This window comes from Deinococcus aquiradiocola, assembly GCF_014646915.1.
GTDB classification, from domain to species: Bacteria; Deinococcota; Deinococci; order Deinococcales; family Deinococcaceae; genus Deinococcus; species Deinococcus aquiradiocola.
Genome location: NZ_BMOE01000001.1, coordinates 376,501 through 395,928, shown reverse-complemented (window position 1 = coordinate 395,928; position 19,428 = coordinate 376,501). Strand labels below are relative to the sequence as shown.

Here is a 19,428-nt window from a genome sequence, read left to right as displayed (position 1 = left end):
CAGGCACGTCAGGATCGGGTCATGAGTGACAACATGACCCGGGAAGAGAGCATCGCGCGCATCGCTGCGATCATCAAGGACATCAAGTTCGCGCTGCTCACCACCACGAACAGCGAGGGGCACCTGCACGCGCGCCCCATGACCACCCAGGAGACCGAGTTCGACGGGGACATCTGGTTCATCGGCGCGAAGGACAGCGGGTCCGTGGCGGACATCAAGGGCAACCCGCGCGTGAACGTCAGCTACGCCGACACCGGCAAGAGCACGTACGTGAGCGTGTCCGGCAAGGCGGAACTGGTGGAGGACCGCGCCAAGCTGGAGCAGCTGTGGTCGGACTTCTACAAGGCGTACTTCGAGGGCGGCATCGACGACCCCAACGTGCAGCTCATCCACGTCGACGCGACCGGCGCGGAGTTCTGGGAGGGGGACGGCAAGGTGAAGGGCCTGTTCCAGATGGCGCGCGCCGCCCTGACCGGCAAGCCCGCCACGGACATGGGCACGAACGAAACCGTCAAGCTCTGAAGAAGGCAATGTGAAGGCAGGCCCACCTGGAAACCGGTGGGCCTGCCTCCCTGTGGTGTGGGGACTCTACTCGACCTGTTCGCCGCGCTGCAGGCGGATGGCGCGCAGCAGGTTCTGGAACATCAGGGCGCTGGTGAGCGGCCCGACGCCGCCCGGGACGGGCGTGATGGCGCGCACGAGCGGCGCGACGTCCGGCGCGGCGTCCCCGACCACGCCGCTCGCGGTGACGTTGATGCCGGCGTCCACCACGACCTGAGCGGCGTGCAGGTGCTCGGCGCGCAGGAGTCCGGCGCGGCCCACGGCGACGACCACGGCGTCCTGCGGCGCGAGGATGGCGGTCAGGTCACGCGAGTGCATGTTGAGGAGCGTGACGGTCGCGCCACGGTTGTTGAGCATCCACGTGAGGGGGCGGCCCACCGTGCGGCCCGGCCCGATGATGGCGACGCGGGCGCCCTGCAGGTCCAGCACCTCGCGCAGCAGGAAGCGGATGCTGCGCGGCGTGGGCGGCAGGAGCGCCTCGGGTTCGCGTCCGGCGGCGACGAGGGCGAGGTTGGCGGGCGTGAGGCCTTCCACGTCCTTGGCGGGCGCCATGTGCAGGCTGGCGAGGTCCGCGTCGAGGCCCGGCGCGAGCGGCAGTTCGAGCACGATGCCGTGCACGGCGTCGTCGGCGGACAGGCGTTCGAGTTCGCGGTGCAGGTCCGCCTGCGTGATGCGCGCCCCGAGGTCGAGGACCTGCAGGGTCACGCCGAGCCGCGCGGCCTGACGCACCTTGGACTGCACGTACACGCCGGTGGCGGGGTCGTCGGACGCGACGACGGCCACCATGAGGGGGTGCAGGTGCCGCTCGGCGATGCCGTCCCGGACTTCGCGCGTGACGCGGTCCGCGAGCGGCCTGCCGAGCAGCAGGCGGGGTCCGGGCGGGCCGGGGTCAGTGGCGGAAATGGCGGCTCCCGGTGAAGATCATGCTCACGCCGAGTTCGTTCGCGGCCGCGATCACTTCCGGGTCGCGTTTCGCGCCGCCCGGCTGCAGGACCGCCACGACGCCCGCCGAGGCGCTCAGGCGCACCACGTCGTCGTACGGGAAGAACGCCTCGGACGCCATGACGGCTCCCTGGGCGTTCCCGGCGGCGTTCTGCACGGCGCGCTCGGCCGCCCAGATGCGGCTCACGGCGCCCGCCCCGAGGCCGACCGTGCGGCCGTCCCGCGCGAGGACGACGTTGTTGCTGCGGGCGTGCTTGGTGACGCGCCACGCGAAGGCGAGGTCCTGCCATTCCTGCTCGGTCGGCTGGCGTTCCGTGACGACTTCCGGGCACAGGTCGTCCCAGGTACGCAGGTCGCGGGCCTGGGCGAGCAGGCCGCCCTGCAGGGGGCGGTACTCGGTGCCGGAGAAGCGGGAGGGACCGGCGGTCAGGACGCGCAGATCGGGCTTCTTGGCCTGGAACCATGCGAGGGCGTCGGCGCTCACCTCGGGCGCGATCAGCACTTCGAGGAAGGTGCCGCGCATCGCCTGTGCCGTGGCGAGGTCCACGGGCCGGTTGAGGGCCACGATGCCGCCGAACACGCTGAGGGTGTCGGCGTCACGGGCGCGCTCCCAGGCCTCCTGTGCGGTCGCGCCGAGCGCCACGCCGCAGGGGTTGGCGTGCTTGACGCACACGCAGGCGGCCACGTCCGCCGGGAACTCCTGCACGAGCGCCCACGCGGCGTCCGTGTCGCCGTAGTTGTTGAAGCTCATGGGTTTGCCGCTCAGGACGGCGGCGTCCAGCACGGGGCCGCGTTCGTTCCCGATGCGGTACACGGTGCCGGGCTGGTGCGGGTTCTCGCCGTAACGCAGCGACACGCCCTGCAGCTGCGTGAGTTCCAGCGTCAGGGCGGGCGGCAGGGCCTCGGCGTCCGTGAGGTGCGCGGCGATGGCGGCGTCGTACGCGGCGGTGTGCGCGTACGCTTTCGCGGCGAGCCGCTGACGGTCCTGGATGCTCACGGTGTCCTGCAGCGCGAGCGGGTAGTCGGCGGGGTCCACGAGGATCAGGACGCTGGCGTGGTTCTTGGCGGCGGCGCGGATCATGGCGGGGCCGCCGATGTCGATGTTCTCGATGACCGTCTCGTGGTCCGCGCCGCCCGCGACCGTCTCCCGGAACGGATACAGGTTCACGCACACCAGATCGATGGGCTGAATGTCGTGCTGCGCGAGTTCCGCGAGGTGCGCGCCCGCGTTGGCCTCGTCGCGCCGGGCGAGGATGCCGCCGTGAATGCTGGGGTGCAGCGTCTTGACGCGGCCGTCCATGATCTCGGGGAAGCCCGTCACGTCCGCGACGCTGGTGGCGGGGACGCCCGCGGCGTGCAGGGCCTGCAGGGTGCCCCCGGTGCTGAGGACTTCCCACCCGGCGTTCGTGAGGGCGCGCGCGAAGTCCACCACGCCCGACTTGTCTGACACTGAAAGTAATGCGCGTTTCGCCATGTTCGTTCCTCCAGCCGCCGGGCATCCGTGTCCCGGCGTCCGGCCCAGGCGTGCGGCCAAAGGTATTCTCGCGGCTTCCCCGTGGTGTCCACGTTACGCCAGTCACCGCGACCGGCCCGCAGTTTATCTCAAGTGCCGGGCGTCGCGGCGGTGCGCGGGCGGGCGGCATACTGGCGTGGTGTTTTCAGACCGTCCTCCCGCTTCGTATCATCCGTACCTGAGTGGCGTGTATTCCGTCGCGGCCGGGATGTTCCGGCTGGGCGTGCAGCCGGTGGATGGCCGCACGGAGACGCACACGTTCGCGTTCGACCGGCAGTACGCGGCGTTCCTGACGGAGAAGGTCGCGGCGCGGGCGCAGCTGCAGCGGTCGTACGTGCTGGCGGGCCTGCGCCCGGAGCTGCGGGCGGGCGTCCTGCGGCGCGTGGCGGAGCAGGCGGCGCGCGATTCGGGCGGGGTGCTGTCGTGGGACGGGCGGGTGCTGAGCAACGCCGCGCTCGGCTGGGCGGGCGTGCTGGACGTGGACCGCGGGACGCTGGAGGACCTGCGGCGCTTCCGCGGTCCGCTGTCGGCCGTGGTGGGGGACGTGGAGCCGCTGGACGCGCTGGATTTCCTGGCGATGAACGTGCAGGAGGACCTGAGCGTCCTGGCGGTGGACCCGGTGACGGGCGCGGATCATCTGGCGGCGCTGCACGTGCTGCTGCCGGAGAAGTGGGCGCCGCTCGACAAGATCGGGCGGCCGTTCACGCAGGTGCATGCGCCGGTGGCGGGCGCGGGGCCGCTGCTGGCGTCCGCGCCTCGGCTGGTGCAGGCGCTCGTGACGCGCGGGCCGTTCGTGCGGTTCGTGTGGGGCGTCACGCCGTCCGGGCGGCTCGACCATCACCCGGATCTCCCGCCGGAGTGCAGCGGGCCGGACGGGAACGAGGGCGTGCCCGCCGACCTGGGCGGCGTGTTCCTGCGGGTGGAACGGCAGACGCTGCACCCCGTCCCGGAGGGGAGCGGGGCGCTCTTCACCATCCGGACGTACCTGACGCCGCTGCGGGACGCGCTCACGGCGGAGCGCGCGGCGGCGCTCGCGGCGGCCCTGGGCGGCATGACGCCCGAACAGCGGCAGTACAAGGGGCTGACCCGACTTGGGCCAGCCCTGGAAGGATGGTTACGGAAACAGCGGTTCGCGCCGGAGACGGCAGGGCGTTCCCTGTCGGGCTGAAGCGCTGGAGGTCAGCCGGGCGAGGCGAGCAGCGACAGGTCCGGTCTGGAGGAGACCGAGGGGATGCCGGTGCTCCTTCCGGCATCCCTGCAACCGGACCAAAACCGGATCAGTTCGCGCGGTAGATGGCGAGCGTCTTGGCGGGGACGCTCACGTTCAGCTTGCCGCCGGAGACGGTAGCGGTGGCGGGTGCGCCAGCGCCGAGCTGGTCGGTGAAGGTCTTGCCGTTCGCGAGGTACGTGCGGTCGGCGGCGGGAATGGCGGTGTTCGCCTGGATGTCGAGGGGGAGGTTGGCGGTGGTGTCGGAGAGGTTCAGGACGACGACCATCCGGCTGGTGCCGCTGCCACGGTAGTACGCCATGGCGTTCTGGCCGCCGTTGGGGCGCCACATCTCGGCGTACATGCCTTTCCAGAGGCCCTCGTTGGCGGTGCGGATACCGATGAGTTTCTTGGCGAGGTCGTAGGTGGTCTTGGGGGTGCCGCCGCCCGCGAGGTAGCCGCTCTGGGCGGTGCTGCGGCCCGTGTCGGTCCAGGCCCAGGAGGGCATGTCCTTGCGGTTGTCGGGGTCGTTGCCGCCGTACACGCCGAGTTCGTCACCGGCGTACAGCTGCGGAATGCCGGGCAGCGTCATCAGGGCGCCGAGCGCGAGGCGGTAGCGGGCGCGGATGTCGGTCTCGGCGACGCTGATGCCGGGTTCGTTCACGAAGCGCTGCACGTCGTGGTTGTCGAGCAGGTTGACCTGCAGCAGCGCGCGGTCGAGGCCGAGCGTGCCGACGGTGTCCTGCACCTTCGCGGCGAGCGTGTCGAGGCTGCCGGCCTTGCCGATGCTGTTCACGAGGGCGGTGCGGGTGGGGAAGCCGAAGGTGCTGTCGAAGCCCGCGTCGAGGAACGGTTTGAGCTGCGAGGCGCTGCTGTCGAGGAACGCTTCGGCGAGCAGGAAGGTGTTGGGGCGGGCGGCGAGGACGCCGGGCACCCAGCTGTTCTGCCAGTACGTGAGGGGCGCGTGTTTGGCGGTGTCCATGCGGATCGCGTCGATGGCGTAGGTGCTCGTCCAGGTCTTGCTGAGGTTGGTGAGGTACGCGGCGACGGTGGCGTTTTCCTGCGCGAAGTCGGGGAGGCCTGCGAGCGGGCAGGTGATGTCGTTGCCGGTGCAGTTGCTGTGGAACCAGCTGGGCTGCTGGGTGACGACGCGCGCGCCGTACCCGGCGTGGTTGACGACCATGTCCATCATGAATTTCATGCCGCCGGCGTGCAGGTCGCTGATGAGGCCGGTGAGGTCGGCGGACGTGCCGAGTTTGGGTTCGATGGCGGTGTCGTCGGGGCTGGTGTAGTCGGCCCAGTAGCCGTGGTAGCCGCAGTTGCCGTAGCTGGCGGGAGCGCCGCTGTTGATGGGGGTCTGTTTGTAGACGGGGGTGATCCAGAGGGTGGTGGCGCCGAGGTCCTTGATGTACGAGAGTTTGTTGCGCAGGCCCTGCAGGTCGCCGCCGTGGAATTTGGTGGGGTTGGCGGGGTCGTAGCAGTTCGGCTGACCGAGGTTGTCGTTGGAAGCGTTTCCATTGCTGAAACGATCCGGCATCGCGAGGTAGATCACCTGTTTTCTCCAGGTGTCGATGTTGGTGCCGCTGATCGCCTGCGTCTGCACGGGCGCAGCCGCCTGCGCGGTCTGGGCTTGGGGAACCTGGGTCTGGGGAGCCTGCGCCTGCAGGTCGGACTGACCGCAGGACGCGAGCAGCAGAGCGGTGGAGAGGACGGCGGCAGCAGAAAGCAGTGGACGCATAGACACTCCTTGTGGGGTCGGCCGGATTCACCGGCAGTGGGAAGGCAGAGCGGCAGGACGACCTCGCCCGGGTGGGCAGGACGGCTGGATTGTGGAAACGTTTCAGGTTCTAGCGTGCGCCTGCCCCCGCGTGTTGTGAAAAACCTCTCATTGGCGTGCCCTCTGTTCATGTCAGCGTTCACACGTGAACGGACCCGGAACGTGAGCCCACCTTTCCGCCGATCCCGCACCCCGCGCTAAGCTGCACCGCATGAAGGTCCCCTCTCGCGGCCACCGCCTCGGCGGACTCCTGGCCGCCCTCCTCACCCTGACCGCCTGCCACGCCCCCGGTCAGGCCAGCACCGCCCAGAGCTCTCCCCGCCCACAGACCACCCAGGCCCGGCAGAGCACCACGGCACCCTCCACCCGCACCACCCCGACGACCGGCAGTGCAGAGCGCACCGACCCGGCCAGCGGCCTCCCCTGGATCGCCCTCGGCACGCTCCCCACCCAGGCCCGGCAGACGTACCGCCTCATCCTGAATGGCGGCCCGTACCCGTACGCGCGGGACGGCGTGACCTTCCAGAACCGCGAGGGCACCCTGCCGCGCAGACCACGCGGCACGTACCACGAGTACACCGTCCGCACGCCCGGCAGCAGCGACCGGGGCGCGCGCCGCATCGTGTGCGCCACCCCACCCGCCCAGGCCGGAACGGAGTGCTACTACACCGCCGACCACTACGCCACCTTCGGGAGAATCCGCCCATGACCCCTCCCCCACCCATCGGCATCCAGCCCGCCCCGGACGACCTCGCCCGCTTTGCCGAAGCGGCGGGCGTCACGCCCCTCACGCTCGATCTGACGCGCGTGGACGGCCGCGCCGAACTCATGAGCGCCCTCGCGCGCGACCTGCGGCTCCCCGCGTACTTCGGCCGCAACTGGGACGCCCTGTACGACCTGCTCACCGACCCGGACGCCACCCCGCCCGCCGCCCTGCACCTGCTCGGCTGGCCGGACTTCCAGGCGCGCCACCCGCAGCTCGCGCAGGCCCTCCACGACACCCTGACGGACGCGCAGACGAGCAACGCCGAGACGGGCCGCGCCCTGTGGGTGCTCGCATGACCCTCATCCTCGGGATCGACACGAGCTGCGACGACACCGGCGTCGGCATCGCGGAACTCCACCCGGACGGCCACGTCACCGTGCGCGCCAACCGCGTCTGGTCACAGACCGTGCACGCCTCGTACGGCGGCGTCATGCCGGAACTGGCGAGCCGCGAACACGTCGAGCGCATCGACGCCGTCATGCAGGACGCCCTGAAGGAAGCGGACGTCACCGTCCACGACCTCGGCGCGGTCGCCGCCACGTCCGGCCCCGGCCTCGTCGGCGCGCTCCTCGTGGGCCTCATGTACGGCAAGGGCCTCGCGCAGGGCCTGGACCTCCCCTTCCACGCGACGCACCACCTCGAAGGGCACATCTTCGCGGCCGCCAGCGACGCCGACCTGCAGCCGCCGTACCTCGCGCTCGTCGTGTCCGGCGGGCACACGCACCTCTTCGACGTGCCGAAAGAAGGCCAGTACGACCTCGTCGGCGCCACCCGCGACGACGCGGCCGGAGAGGCGTTCGACAAGGTCGCGCGCCTCGCGGGCCTCGGCTACCCCGGCGGTCCTGCCATCAGCGAGGCCGCGCGGCACGGCGACCCGAAAGCCGTCCCGTTCAAGGTGCCGCTCGCCGGGCAGAAAGGCTACGAGTTCAGCTTCAGCGGCCTCAAGACCGCCGCGCTCCTCGCGCACCGCGCGGGCGCGAAACCCGAGGACCTCGCCGCGAGCTTCCAGGCCGTCGCCGTGAAGAGCCTCGTGCAGACCACCACCCGCGCCGCCCGCGACCTGGGGCGCCGCACCGTCGTCGTGTCGGGCGGCGTCGCCGCGAACACGGCGCTGCGCGAAGCATTCCAGCAGACGGAACTGCGCGTCGTGTTCCCCGGCAAGGGCCTCAACACCGACAACGGCGCCATGATCGCCCTCGCCGGAGCGGCCGCCATCCGCGCGGGCCGTCTCGCGCACGGCCTGGACGACGGCGCCACCGCCTACGCCCCCCTCGCGTCCGGCTGAAGCGCCCGGAGCATCGGGAACCCGGCCAGGACGACGCCCAGGAAGAACGCCTGCGCGGGCAGGACGAGTGCCCCCACGCCACCACTCGCCCCCAGACGGCACGCCCAGTCGCTGTTGATCGCCACGTCGGCCACCATGACCAGCAGCGCCAGCACCGCGCCGAGCCTCGGACGGAGCGCCACCAGCACGGCCGCCAGCGGGTCGAGGAACACCAGCATCGTCCAGAACACGTTGCTCCACAGCGGCACCCGTACGGAAGCCAGCCGCCCTGCCACACGTCGGCCAGATGACGCACGCCGGCGCCCAGAAAGCACACGATGCAGAAGCCCCGCAGGGCGAGCGCGAACGTCATACCCCCCACCGTACTCCGGACCACGGGTCTGCATGGTCGTACCCTGCCTGCCCGGTCACGGCGAGCGGTTCCGGGCGTGTTCATGAGCCTGCCGGGCTGTCCGGCGGGCCGTCACGTCCTCAGCATCTCTGAGTGCCCCGCACTCAACTCCGTTGCTCACTGTTCGCGGGGTATACTGCCCGCACTATGTTCCGTGTCCTCACCAAGATGTTCGATACCAACCAGCGCGACGTGCAGCGCATCATCAAGAACGTCGTCCAGCCGGTCAACGCCCTGGAAGACGAAACCAAAAAGGTCGAGGACCTCGCCGCCGCCTACGGCGCCCTGAAAGTCCGCGTGCAGGAGGGCGGCGAACGCCTGGACGACGTGATCGTCGAGGCGTTCGCGCTGATCCGCGAGGCGGGCCGCCGCAGCATCGGCAAACGGCACTACGACGTGCAGCTCGTGGGCGGCGCGGCCCTGCACGCCGGACGCATCGCGGAGATGCGGACCGGTGAAGGCAAGACGCTCGTGGCGACGCTGGCACTGTGCCTGAACGCCCTGAGCGGCAAGGGCGCGCACCTCGTGACGGTGAACGACTACCTCGCGCGCGTGGGCGCCGAGGAGATGGGGCTGCTGTTCCGCACGCTGGGCCTCACGGTGGGCCTCATTCAGCGCGACATGACGCCGCAGCAGCGGCAGGTGGCGTACGGGTGCGACATCACGTACGTCACGAACTCCGAACTGGGCTTCGACTACCTGCGCGACAACATGGCACAGGACCCGGGCCAGCTCGTGCTGCGCGCCGATACGCCCCTGAACTTCTCGATCGTGGACGAGGTGGACAGCATCCTGATCGACGAGGCCAGAACGCCGCTCATCATCTCCGGCGCGGCAGAGAAGGCGACCGATCAGTACTTCGTGATCGCGAAACTCGTGCGCCGATTGAACCGCGGCGAGCCGGCCGAGCCGGGCAAGCGCGAGGAGCCGACCGGGGACTACACCATCGACGAGAAGAGCAAGGGCGTGCACCTGACCGAGCAGGGCATCACGCGCCTGGAAAAGCTGCTCAGCATCGACGACCTGTACAGCCTGGAGAACATGGAGAAGGCGCACATGATCACCCAGGCGCTCCGCGCGAAGGACCTGTACCACAAGGACACGGACTACATCGTGTCGCCCGAGGGTGAAGTCATCATCATCGACGAGTTCACGGGACGCAGCATGGCGGGCCGCCGGTACGGCGAGGGGCTGCACCAGGCGATCGAGGCGAAGGAAGGCGTGAAGATCGAGAACGAGAACCAGACGCTCGCCACGATCACGTACCAGAACTTCTTCCGGCTGTACAACAAGTTCTCCGGCATGACCGGCACCGCGAAGACCGAGGAGAAGGAATTCCTCGACATCTACGGCAGCGACGTGCTGGTCATCCCGACGAACCTGCCGGTCATCCGTCAGGACAGCGAGGACCTGATCTACCGCACCGTCGCCGGGAAGTACGCGGCCGTCGTGAAGGAAACGGTCGACATGTACGCCACGGGCCGCCCCGTCCTGATCGGGACGGTCAGCATCGACAGCAGCGAACTGCTGAGCCGCCTGCTGCACCAGGCGAACATCCCGCACAACGTCCTGAACGCCAAGTACGAGGCGCAGGAGGCGAGCATCGTGGCGCAGGCGGGCCGCAGCGGTCAGGTGACCATCGCGACGAACATGGCGGGCCGCGGGACGGACATCATGCTGGGCGGCAACGCGGAATTCATGCTCGGTGAACGGCTCGAAGCGATGGGTCTGTCGCGCTACGACCAGAACGTCGAGAACTTCGTGAAGTCCGTCATGCGGCGTGACGGGAACGCGCAGGCGCTGGGGGCGCTGCTGCCGGGCGTGACGCCGCAGTTCGTGGCGGAGGCCGAGGCGGCGCGCGACCACGCCGAAGCGGACCGCGCGAAGGTGCGCGCGGCGGGCGGCCTGCACATCGTGGGCACCGAGCGGCACGAGTCGCGCCGCATCGACAACCAGCTGCGCGGCCGTGCGGGCCGTCAGGGCGACCCGGGCAGCAGCCGCTTCTACGTGTCGTTCGAGGACGAGCTGATGCGTCTCTTCGCGAACGACCGCGTGGTCGCCATGATGGACCGCCTCGGGATGGACGACAGCCAGCCGATCGAGGCCCGGATGGTGACGGGCGCCATCGAGAAGGCGCAGGCGCGCGTCGAGGACCGGAACTTCAGCACCCGCAAACAGCTGCTGGAGTTCGACAACGTGATGAGCAAGCAGCGCGAGACGATCTACGCGCAGCGGCGCGAGGTGCTGCTCGGCGCAGACGCCGACGTCGAGGAGAGCACCGAGGGCATGATCGTGAACTCGGTGGACGCCCAGCTCGCCGAGCATCTGCCGCTCGAAGCGGACCCGGAGGCGTGGGACATCGACGCGCTGCGCGCGGCCCTGACGGACGCCATCCCGGCCCTGGAGACCTTCGACTTCGAGGGTCTGCGCACCCTCGCGCCCGCCGAAGCGCACCGCCGCGTCATTGAGGCTGTCGCGGACGCCTTCGACGCCCGCAAGGAGGAGCTCGGGCCGGAACTGCTGAACGGCGTGTCCCGCTACGTGCTGCTGCAGGTGGTGGACCAGCACTGGAAGGAGCACCTGCACGGCATGGACGTGCTGCGTCAGGGCATCGGGCTGCGCAGTTACGGGCAGCGCGACCCGTTCAGCGAGTACAAGTTCGAGGCGACGAACATGTTCAACGAGATGATCGACAACCTGCAGACCGAAGTGACGAAGTACATCTTCCGCATGCAGGTCGGAGGCGAAGCAGCCGTCTGATCGGGTTTTGAGCTGAACTCCAAGAGTTCGGCCGAGCGGCAGGCACACCAACAAGGACGGTCGGGAGGGGCTGGAAGCGGGCAGGCGTCCTGCAGGGCGTATCGTCGTGAACGGACACGGCTGGCCACTCCTCCCGTTCTGCCCAGGAAGCGGGCAGGCGTCCTGCAGGGCGTCCGTTCTGCCCAGGAAGGGATGTCGGCGCTGTTCCCGGCATCCCTTCCATCTCCTCCAAACCGTACTTTTTGGTACTCGCTCCGCTCGGCTGAACTCTAAAAGTTCAGCTCAAAACCGCATCAGAAGCGGCCGTTCCCGGAGTCGGGAACGGCCGCTTCAGTGGTCGTCGGGCTGGCCAGGGAGCGGACCGTTCAGCCGCGTCCAGGCTCAGGTGAAGAGCGGCAGGTGCCCGAGGGCCGTCACCTCGGGGCGTTCCTGCCCCTCGGTGAACACGGCGACGACGGCCGCGACTTCCCCGCCGACCTCCTCGATGATCTGACGCAGCGAGGCGAGCGTGCCGCCGCTGCTGACGACGTCGTCCACGATGGCGACCTTCTTGCCGCGGATCTTGGACACGTCCAGGCCGTCCAGCACCAGCAGTTGCGGTTTGCCGGTCGTGATGGACACGACCTCGCGCGCGACCGGGTCGATCATGTACGGTTTCTGCGTCTTGCGGATCACGATGTAGGGGCGTCTGCTCTCGCGGCTGAGGACGTGCGCGAGGCTGAGCGCCTTGACTTCCGGCGTGACGAGCACGTCGATGTCGGCGGGGAGGAGTCTGGCGAGTTCGATGCCGGCCGCTTCGGTGACGTCGGTGTCGCCGAGCATGTTGAACAGCGCCACGGAGACGCCGGGCGCGACTTCGACGATGGGCAGGTCGCGGGTCACGGTGCCCACCTGTACTTGATGTGTCTTCACGGTGAGCCATTGTAGCGGGTGGGAGGGGACGCCGTGCCCCCGACCCGCCCGCCGCGGGGACAGGCTATCCCGGCCTGCCCTGGACGCTCAGGGTTCAGCCGGGAACGGCGAGTGTCGGCACCTCTGCCAGACCGGTTCAGTCGATGACCTTGAAGCCGAGCGTTTCGGCCTGCTCGACGAAGAAGTTGATGTTCTCGGTGAGGGTCTGCGCGCCGAGGCTCTTGCGGTCGTACTCGCCGGTCGCGGCGAGGATGAGCGTCTCGGCGAGGCAGGCGGGCACCTGTCCTTCCCCGAAGTGCAGGTTGACCTGTGAGGTCATGTTGCCGGGCGGGCGGACGACGCCGCCCGGGATGACGCGCACGCCGGGGATCTGCGTGACGCTGTCGTCCACGTCGGCGGGGCGGCCCTCGTCGAAGATCCAGGTGCCTTCCTGCACGTGCTGCGGGAAGATGACGGGGTTGGGGTCGCTGGTCGCCGTGAAGATCAGGGACGCTTCGCGCAGCGCGTCGTAACTGGTGGTGGTGACGATCTCGGTGGTGGGGTTGGCGCGGCGCAGGGTGGTGGCGCTGCGTTCGAGGCGTTCGGCGTCCCGACCGACCATGATGACCTTCGCGACCTGCGGGGCGATGGTGCGGGCGATGCCGAAGGCGACGACGCCGTTCGCGCCGACCACGGCGGCCGTCGCGGCCCCCAGGTCACGGCCCGCGCCCTGGAAGTGCGCGAGGATGCCTGGAATGGCGGCCTTGATGGTGCCGGACGTGTACGCGCCGCCGTTCGTGACGGTGATGTCCGGCACGGCGGCCTGCACGTCCTGGCCCTTGTTGCCGACGACGCTCCAGAAGGCGCCGAGGCCGAACACGGACGCGCCGAGTTCCCGCGCGAGCTTCGCGCCCTCGATGGCGCGGCGCGTGGCGAGGTCGGGGTTGTCGCGGAACACGTCCGGCAGGAGCGGGCTGGAGATGAGGTACGCGCGGATCTGTTTGCCCTCGCGGGTGCGGATGCCGCTCAGTTCCCCGACCTTCATGGGGCGCAGGCTGTCGGCCATCTGGCGGACGGTCCCTTCGCTGATGATGCCTTTGTCCACCAGGGGTTTCATCCACGAGAAGCGGCGCGCCTGCCAGAAGTCGTCCAGGGTGAGCGGGTGGATCATGAAAGCGGCGACGACCACGTCGTCCTTCTTGCCGGCCATGGGGACGTCCTCACCGACGTGCGGCTCGGTCCGGTCGAGGACGCGGCCGAGGTTCTCCTTGAAGCGCCACGTGCCGGACAGCAGCAGCAGCAGTGCCGCGAGTTTCGCGGCGACGCCGAGCGGGCTGACGGCCACGAGGACCGCGAGCACGGCAAGTCCGGCGATGGTGGCGACGCTGACGTAGCCGCTCAGGCCCAGCACGGCGGCGTACGCGACGAGCGGCAGCAGCGTGATCCACAGGCTGACGCCGCCCGCGACGCTCAGCCCGGCCAGGATGCCGAGCAGCACGAGGTTCCCGCGTCCCCTGGGGAGGGTGTCTCCGTACAGGGCGCGCGGCGGGTTGAGGTGCCCGAGGTACGCGGCGAGGCCCGCGAGGACGCACAGTTCCGGCGCGTGCGCGTACCCGGTCTGCGCGATGCTGGAGGCCATCAGGACGGCCGTGAAGCCCTTGGCGGCGTCGAGGGCGGCACTGGTGAGGGCGGGGCCGGGCCCGACACGCAGCAGGACGTTCTCGACGCCGAGGTTGTATGCGCTGACGTTGCGGGTGTCCATGCCGAGGCGTCCGAGCAGCCAGTGCCCGAGCGGGAGGCTGCCCGTCAGGTACGCGAGGGCAAGGAGAAGGAACGAGAGAAACAGCATGCGGGCATTGTAGCGGGGAGGCCCGCGCGGACCGGAAGGCGCGTCATGATCCCGCCGCCCGGTCCGAGAATGTGGCGGCAGCAGAACGCCGCCCCGGCAGGTACCGGGGCGGCGAGGGATGGTGCGGTGGTGTCAGTCGGCGCGGAGGCGACGCGTCTCAGTCGGCGTGGAGGCGACGTGTCTCAGTCGGCGTGGAGGCGACGTGTCTCAGTCGGCGAGGCCGACGAGGCGTTCGCTGGCGCTCCACAGGGCGTCCGCGCGCTCCGGGTCGCGGGCGTACGGCATGTACCCGGTGAAGGGCGTGGCCGGGTCGTACGGCAGGGCCTCGCGCACGTCCTCCAGGTACAGGCCGCCGATCCCTTCGAGTTCCGGTCCGACGGCGGCCCACACGCTGGTCGCCGCGCCCTGCTGCGGGGACTTGAAGCCGGGGTTGACGTTGCCCTGCTCGTCCATCCAGCCCATCGCGATCTGCTCCTCGCGCGGGAGGAAGCGCTGCAGGTTGGTGAGGATGCCGCCGGGGTGCACGGCGTTCGCGGTCACGCCGCGGGCCGAGTAGCGGCGCGTCAGGCCAACCGCGAAGAGGGCGTTGGCGGTCTTGGACTGCCCGTACGCGTCCCACTTGTCGTAGGGGCGCTGCGCGTAGCTCAGGTCGTCCAGGTGCACGTCGCTGCGGCGGTGCCCGATGCTGCTGAGCGCGACGACACGGGCAGGCGCGGCGGCGAGCAGGGCGGGCATCAGGAGGGCCGTGAGCAGGAAGTGCCCGAGGTGGTTGGTGCCGAACTGCGTCTCGAAGCCGTCGGCGGTGTGGCCGTAGGGGGTGGCCATGGTGCCCGCGTTGTTGATGAGGAGGTGGATGCGGTTCGCGCGTTCGAGGATGTTCGCGGCGCTTGCCCGCACCTGCTCCAGCGACGCGAGGTCCAGTTCCACCACTTCCAGCTGTCCGGGGCGGGCGTCCACGCCCTGCAGGGCCGTGGCGGCCCGCGCCGGGTCACGGACCGCGACGATGACGCGCGCGCCCGCGGACACGAGTGCGCGGGTCGTTTCCAGGCCGATGCCGGACGCGCCGCCCGTGATGACGGCCGTGCGGCCCTGCAGGTCGTGCCCGGCGATCACGTCGGCGGCGGTCGCGTCACGGGTGAAGGGGGACGTGACGGTCACGCGCCCGCCTCCTCCCCGGCGGTGCCGGTCGCGGCCTGCAGGGCCGTGCGGGGCGCGAGGCCCTGGCGGGCCAGCACGTCCTGCAGGCCCTGCTCGCGCACCTCCATGCCGCCGCCCTTCGCGAAGTACCGGGCGAGCGTCTGCGCCCAGTCGCCGCGCGCCGTGATGGCGGCCATGTCGGTCTGCATGCCGTCCAGTTCGGCGGGTTCCGGTTCGCGGTAGCGGTTCTCGTGCAGCACGAGGGCCCGCTGGATACGGGGACGCATGGCGGGCGTCTCGGCGCTGCGGCCCAGCGTCAGGCCCGCGAAGGGCAGCACGCCTTCCGGCAGGCCGAGCAGGTCGACGAGGGCCTGCAGGTTGGTGAGCACCCCGCCGATCCAGCAGCCCTGGTACCCGAGGAGTTCCGCGGCGAGCAGCATGCTCTGCCCGGCGAGGACGGCGTCGCCCACCCCGAAGTGCACGGCGACGCCCGGCCACTCGCCGCGCTCGTACCCGTGGTGTTCGAGGAACACGTTGAGGCGGTGCACGTCGAGGCACACCACGAACGACACGGGCGCCGTCGCGAAGTGCGGGTTGACGGTCAGGTCCGCCACCTGCTGGCGCAGGGCGGGGTCCGTCAGGTGAATGAAGCTGTACATCTGCGCGGTCGCGTCGGTCGGGGCGCGCTGCGCGGCGTGCAGCACGGCGTCCAGGTGCTCCTGCGGCATGGGGTCGGGGAGGTACTGGCGCACGGTGCGGTGCGCGTCCGAGAAGGCGCGCAGCTGCTCGGCGCTGAGGAAGGCTCCGGGGAGGGTGGGGGTCGTCATGCGGTGAGTGTACGGGCGGGCCGGGCCGCGCCGGGCTGGCGAGACTCACAATTGCAGGGCAGGCCGGAGCGCGCCGGGCCGGGCAGCGGGGCGCGCAGGCACGCGTGACGGGCGCCTGCGCTGGCGCGTCCGGCTCAGGGACCCTGCCTGATCTTCGCTACTTTTCCTGAGTGCGTGCATGTTAAGATACCCGTCAAGAGGCCGGGGCCTCTGCCCGGCCACAGGCGCGGCAGTCCCTGTACCGTCCGCAGCAGGCCGACCCTAGACCCCACCGCTGGAGACCAACGACACCTATGGATTATTACGAGCTGCTGGGCGTGGCCAGAACGGCCGACGCCGACGAGATCAAGAGCGCCTACCGCAAACTGGCCCTCAAGTACCACCCGGACCGCAACAAGGAGCCCGGCGCGGCCGAACAGTTCTCGAAGATCAACGAGGCGTACGCCGTCCTGAGCGATCCCGAGAAACGCGCGCACTTCGACCGCTTCGGTTCCGCACCGGGCGCCGCCGGAGGCATGGGCGACCCCTTCGGCGGGCAGGGCTTCGACCCGATGGACCTGTTCGAGCAGCTGTTCGGCGGGGCGGGCTTCGGCCGTCAGGGCCGCCGGGGCCCGGCGCGCGGCGACGACCTGGAGACGGAACTGCGCGTCACGCTCGACCAGGCGCGTGAGGGCGCCGAGGTGTCCGTGCAGGTGGACCGCCTCACGAGCTGCGAGCACTGCCACGGCACGCGCAGCGAACCGGGCGGCAAGCCTCCCAAGACCTGCGGGACGTGCGCCGGGGCGGGCGTCGTGAACGCGCAGGCGCGCACCATCTTCGGGAACGTCATGACGCAGCAGCCGTGCCCCACCTGCCGTGGCGAGGGCGTCATCATCGAGGACCCGTGCACCGTGTGCCGTGGGCGCGGCCGCACCCTGAAGGGCGAGACCGTCACCGTGAAGCTCCCGAAAGGCATCGACGAGGGGTACCGGATCCGCGTGTCCGGCAAGGGCAACGAGGGTCCGGGCGGTCCCGGCGACCTGTACGCGCACATCGAGATGGAACCGCACCCGGAACTGCGGCGCGAGGCGGAACACCTCGTGTACGTGGCCCGCCTCCCCTACCCGCGCCTCGTGCTGGGCGGTCAGGTGAGCGTGCCTACCCTGGACGGCCCGCACGTGCTGGACGTGAAGGCGGGCACGCAGCACGGCGAGATGGCGCGCCTGCGCGGCCAGGGCATGCCGCGCCTGCAGGCGAGCGGCACGGGCGACCTCGTGGTGGTGTTCGAGGTGGACGTCCCCAAGCCCGGTCAGCTGAACACCGAGGCCAAGAACGCCCTGCGCGAGTACGCGGACCTGATCGGCGACGAGGTGCACGAGCACCGCGAGGGCTTCTTCGAGAAGATCGGCAAGGCCATTCGCGGCGAGTGATCCGGGCGCGGCCCCGGCCGCGTCACCTCACGGCAGGAACATTCAGGAGGCCCCCGCAGCGCTGTGCAGCGGGGCCTCCCGCCGTTCAGTGGGCGGGTTTCGCGAGTTTCGCTGCGATGAGGAGCGCCCCGACGTCCTTGCCCGCGAAACTCAGGGTGCCTTCCGGGTACGCGCCGGGCTTCAGGACCGTGAACTTCACGAGGGCGCCGGTGGGGATGGTCTTCTTGATCCATTCCATCGTGCCGGGCAGCGTCTGCACGCCCGTGAGCTTCCCGGCGAGGGTCTTGCCAACGCCCATCCCGCCGAGGTCCAGCAGGAAGGTGCCGCTGTCGTTGAAGAAGGTGATCTGGCCCTGCACGGTGAGCGGGGCGGACGCCGCGGCAAGGGCAGGCGGCACGGTCAGGGCGAGCAGGACGGCGAGGGCGTGCAGCGGTCTGGGCATCAGGGGTCTGGGCATCGGTGACTCCACGGGCGAGAGGGGCGGGGCAGGCGGGACGCGGCGCGCCCTGCGGCAGAGTTCATGGACGCGCGGTCCGGACCATTACTGAGTTGAGGTTCGCGGTCAGGATACCGGGCGTCCGGGGGGCGGGCTGCGAAGTACTTCACCGCCCTCCGGCGTGCCGTGCGGGGGTGTCACTCAGGCCGGGACGTCGCGTGCCGTCCGGAGGCGGTATGCTGCTCGCGTCACTTTCAGGCCGAGGCTTGATTCAACCCACCGTTCCCTGACCGCCGGAGGTCTACCGACGTGAACATCAACCGTGGCCCACTCCTGGTCTTCTCGGGGCAGAGCAACCGACCGCTCGCCGAGGAGATCTGTCAGCACCTGGGCATCTCGCTCGGCAAGAGCGAAACCATCAAATTCACCAACGACAACCTGATCGTTCAGTACGAGGAGTCCCTGCGCGAGGGGGACGTGTTCATCGTGCAGAGCTTCAGCACGCCCGTCTCGGACGCGATCATGGAACTGCTGCTGATGATCGACGCCGCGAAGAGTGCGTCGGCGGGCCGCGTGACGGCCGTCATCCCGTACTACAGCTATGCGCGAAGCGACAAGAAGGACGCGCCGCGCATCAGCATCGCGGGTCGCCTCGTGGCGGACCTACTGCAGTCGGCGGGCGCGGACCGCGTGCTCACCATGACGCTGCACAGCCCGCAGGTGCACGGGTTCTTCAAGGTGCCGGTCGATCACCTGTCGAGCGACCTCGTGATCGCGAACCATCTGCGCACCACCGTGCCGGACGCCGAGGAGGGCGTGGTGCTCGCGCCGGATTCCGGCAGCATCAAGCGGGCGAGCTCCATTGCGCGCCGCCTGAACTGCGGGCTCGCGTTCATCGACAAGCAGCGGCTCACGGACACGCAGGTCGAGTCGCGCGCACTGATCGGTGACGTGAAAGGCAAGAAGGTCTACATCATCGACGACGAGATCAGCACGGCGGGCAGTCTGGTCGAGGCCGTGAACTTCGCGAAGCGCATGGGCGCGGAGGAAGTGTACGTGGCCGTCACGCACGGCGTGTACACCGGCCCGGCCATCGAGCGGATCGCGGCGCTGGACGCCGTGCAGGTGGCGAGCTCCAACACGGTGCTCGTGCCGCAGTCGAAGATCGACGGGTCGGGCGGGAAGCTGCACGTGCTGTCGGTGGCGGAACTGTTCGCGAACGCCATCAGCAACATCCACACCGGCGAGAGCGTCAGCACCCTCTTCGAGTGAGCGTGGACGCCCCACGGCGATGCGGGGCGTAAGACAACCAGTGGAGGGCGGGCCGACCGGAGTGCCGGGTCGGCCCGCTTCCTCGTGTCGCCTGTGTCGTGTCGCCTGGGGGGTAAGCTTCATACGGTTTTGATCCGATTCCAGGGATGCCGGGAACAGCACCGACATCCCTTCTTGGGCAGGACAGCGCCCTGCAGGACGCTTGCCCGCTTCTTGGGCAGAACAGCGCCCATGACTGGCACAGCTCCGCAGGAGAGGACGCTTGCCCGCTTCCTGGGCAGAACGGGAGGAGTGGCGTGGCCAGCCGCGTCCGTTCACGACGACACGCCCTGAAGGACGCCTGCCCGCTTCCACCTCCTCAACACCGGACTTGTTGGTGCCCTTGTCGCTCGGCTGAACTCCAGA

At 69.9% G+C, this 19,428-nt stretch carries 17 protein-coding genes and 1 riboswitch; of the genes, 8 read left to right on the top strand and 9 right to left on the bottom strand.

Features of this window, described 5'->3' with window-relative positions:
* Positions 1-21: 21 nt before the first annotated feature.
* The gene (locus IEY33_RS01815) at positions 22-522 is read left to right on the top strand and encodes a pyridoxamine 5'-phosphate oxidase family protein (RefSeq protein ID WP_188960507.1); all 501 of its coding nucleotides are present in this window, start codon (positions 22-24) and stop codon (positions 520-522) included.
* A 66-nt stretch (positions 523-588) separates the two neighbouring features.
* On the opposite strand, the gene IEY33_RS01810 is transcribed toward IEY33_RS01815, so the two are convergent.
* Positions 589-1,464, bottom strand: coding sequence for a bifunctional 5,10-methylenetetrahydrofolate dehydrogenase/5,10-methenyltetrahydrofolate cyclohydrolase (locus tag IEY33_RS01810; RefSeq protein WP_188960936.1), 876 nt, complete (start codon positions 1,462-1,464; stop codon positions 589-591).
* A complete protein-coding gene (purH, locus tag IEY33_RS01805; RefSeq protein ID WP_188960506.1) occupies positions 1,451-2,977 on the bottom strand; it encodes a bifunctional phosphoribosylaminoimidazolecarboxamide formyltransferase/IMP cyclohydrolase in 1,527 nt (508 codons plus the stop codon). Before purH ends, IEY33_RS01810 begins: the two co-directional genes overlap by 14 nt.
* A gap of 35 nt (positions 2,978-3,012) precedes the next feature.
* Positions 3,013-3,093, bottom strand: a riboswitch (ZMP/ZTP riboswitch).
* A 110-nt stretch (positions 3,094-3,203) separates the two neighbouring features.
* On the opposite strand from purH, the gene IEY33_RS01800 reads away from it, so the two are divergent.
* The gene (locus IEY33_RS01800; RefSeq protein WP_229670675.1) at positions 3,204-4,184 is read left to right on the top strand and encodes a heme-dependent oxidative N-demethylase subunit alpha family protein; all 981 of its coding nucleotides are present in this window, start codon (positions 3,204-3,206) and stop codon (positions 4,182-4,184) included.
* 109 nt (positions 4,185-4,293) lie between these two features.
* Here IEY33_RS01800 and IEY33_RS01795 read toward each other — a convergent pair whose 3' ends face one another.
* On the bottom strand, positions 4,294-5,961 hold the full coding sequence (locus IEY33_RS01795) for an alpha-amylase family glycosyl hydrolase (RefSeq protein ID WP_188960505.1): 1,668 nt from the start codon (positions 5,959-5,961) through the stop codon (positions 4,294-4,296).
* 250 nt (positions 5,962-6,211) lie between these two features.
* Between IEY33_RS01795 and IEY33_RS01790 the strand changes: the two genes are divergently transcribed.
* Genes IEY33_RS01790 through tsaD form a run of 3 tightly spaced genes read left to right on the top strand, consistent with a single transcriptional unit; the run spans position 6,212 to position 8,051 of the window.
* The gene (locus IEY33_RS01790) at positions 6,212-6,709 is read left to right on the top strand and encodes a guanyl-specific ribonuclease (protein ID WP_188960504.1); all 498 of its coding nucleotides are present in this window, start codon (positions 6,212-6,214) and stop codon (positions 6,707-6,709) included.
* Complete coding sequence (locus IEY33_RS01785; RefSeq protein WP_188960503.1) at positions 6,706-7,062, top strand: barstar family protein; 357 nt, start codon at positions 6,706-6,708, stop codon at positions 7,060-7,062. The genes IEY33_RS01790 and IEY33_RS01785 overlap by 4 nt, the downstream gene beginning before the upstream one ends.
* A complete protein-coding gene (gene tsaD / locus IEY33_RS01780) occupies positions 7,059-8,051 on the top strand; it encodes a tRNA (adenosine(37)-N6)-threonylcarbamoyltransferase complex transferase subunit TsaD (RefSeq protein ID WP_188960502.1) in 993 nt (330 codons plus the stop codon). Before IEY33_RS01785 ends, tsaD begins: the two co-directional genes overlap by 4 nt.
* Here the strand turns inward: tsaD and IEY33_RS01775 are convergent.
* Positions 8,027-8,281, bottom strand: coding sequence for a hypothetical protein (locus IEY33_RS01775; protein WP_188960501.1), 255 nt, complete (start codon positions 8,279-8,281; stop codon positions 8,027-8,029). The two genes, tsaD and IEY33_RS01775, sit on opposite strands and share 25 nt — an antisense overlap.
* A gap of 308 nt (positions 8,282-8,589) precedes the next feature.
* On the opposite strand from IEY33_RS01775, the gene secA reads away from it, so the two are divergent.
* Positions 8,590-11,202, top strand: a complete 2,613-nt coding sequence (gene secA / locus IEY33_RS01770) for a preprotein translocase subunit SecA (RefSeq protein WP_188960500.1) — start codon at positions 8,590-8,592, stop codon at positions 11,200-11,202.
* A gap of 381 nt (positions 11,203-11,583) precedes the next feature.
* Here the strand turns inward: secA and IEY33_RS01765 are convergent, their stop codons facing one another.
* The 4 genes from IEY33_RS01765 to IEY33_RS01750 all read right to left on the bottom strand — a co-directional run bounded on the left by IEY33_RS01765 (position 11,584) and on the right by IEY33_RS01750 (position 15,906).
* A complete protein-coding gene (locus IEY33_RS01765) occupies positions 11,584-12,114 on the bottom strand; it encodes a phosphoribosyltransferase family protein (protein ID WP_188960499.1) in 531 nt (176 codons plus the stop codon).
* A 136-nt stretch (positions 12,115-12,250) separates the two neighbouring features.
* Positions 12,251-13,942: a glycerol-3-phosphate acyltransferase gene (locus IEY33_RS01760; protein WP_188960498.1), complete on the bottom strand. Its 1,692-nt coding sequence runs from the start codon at positions 13,940-13,942 to the stop codon at positions 12,251-12,253.
* A 207-nt stretch (positions 13,943-14,149) separates the two neighbouring features.
* Positions 14,150-15,100, bottom strand: a complete 951-nt coding sequence (locus IEY33_RS01755) for an oxidoreductase (RefSeq protein WP_188960497.1) — start codon at positions 15,098-15,100, stop codon at positions 14,150-14,152.
* Positions 15,097-15,906: a nitroreductase family protein gene (locus tag IEY33_RS01750; protein ID WP_188960496.1), complete on the bottom strand. Its 810-nt coding sequence runs from the start codon at positions 15,904-15,906 to the stop codon at positions 15,097-15,099. Before IEY33_RS01750 ends, IEY33_RS01755 begins: the two co-directional genes overlap by 4 nt.
* A gap of 293 nt (positions 15,907-16,199) precedes the next feature.
* Between IEY33_RS01750 and dnaJ the strand changes: the two genes are divergently transcribed.
* Positions 16,200-17,315 carry a molecular chaperone DnaJ gene (gene dnaJ, locus IEY33_RS01745; protein WP_188960495.1) on the top strand — a complete coding sequence of 372 codons (1,116 nt, stop codon included), beginning with the start codon at positions 16,200-16,202 and terminating at the stop codon, positions 17,313-17,315.
* 85 nt (positions 17,316-17,400) lie between these two features.
* On the opposite strand, the gene IEY33_RS01740 is transcribed toward dnaJ, so the two are convergent.
* Entirely contained in the window at positions 17,401-17,772 is a 372-nt protein-coding gene (locus IEY33_RS01740; RefSeq protein ID WP_188960494.1) for a hypothetical protein, read from the bottom strand.
* 288 nt (positions 17,773-18,060) lie between these two features.
* On the opposite strand from IEY33_RS01740, the gene IEY33_RS01735 reads away from it, so the two are divergent.
* Positions 18,061-19,023: a ribose-phosphate diphosphokinase gene (locus IEY33_RS01735; protein WP_229670674.1), complete on the top strand. Its 963-nt coding sequence runs from the start codon at positions 18,061-18,063 to the stop codon at positions 19,021-19,023.
* The last annotated feature ends 405 nt before the right edge of the window (positions 19,024-19,428 follow it).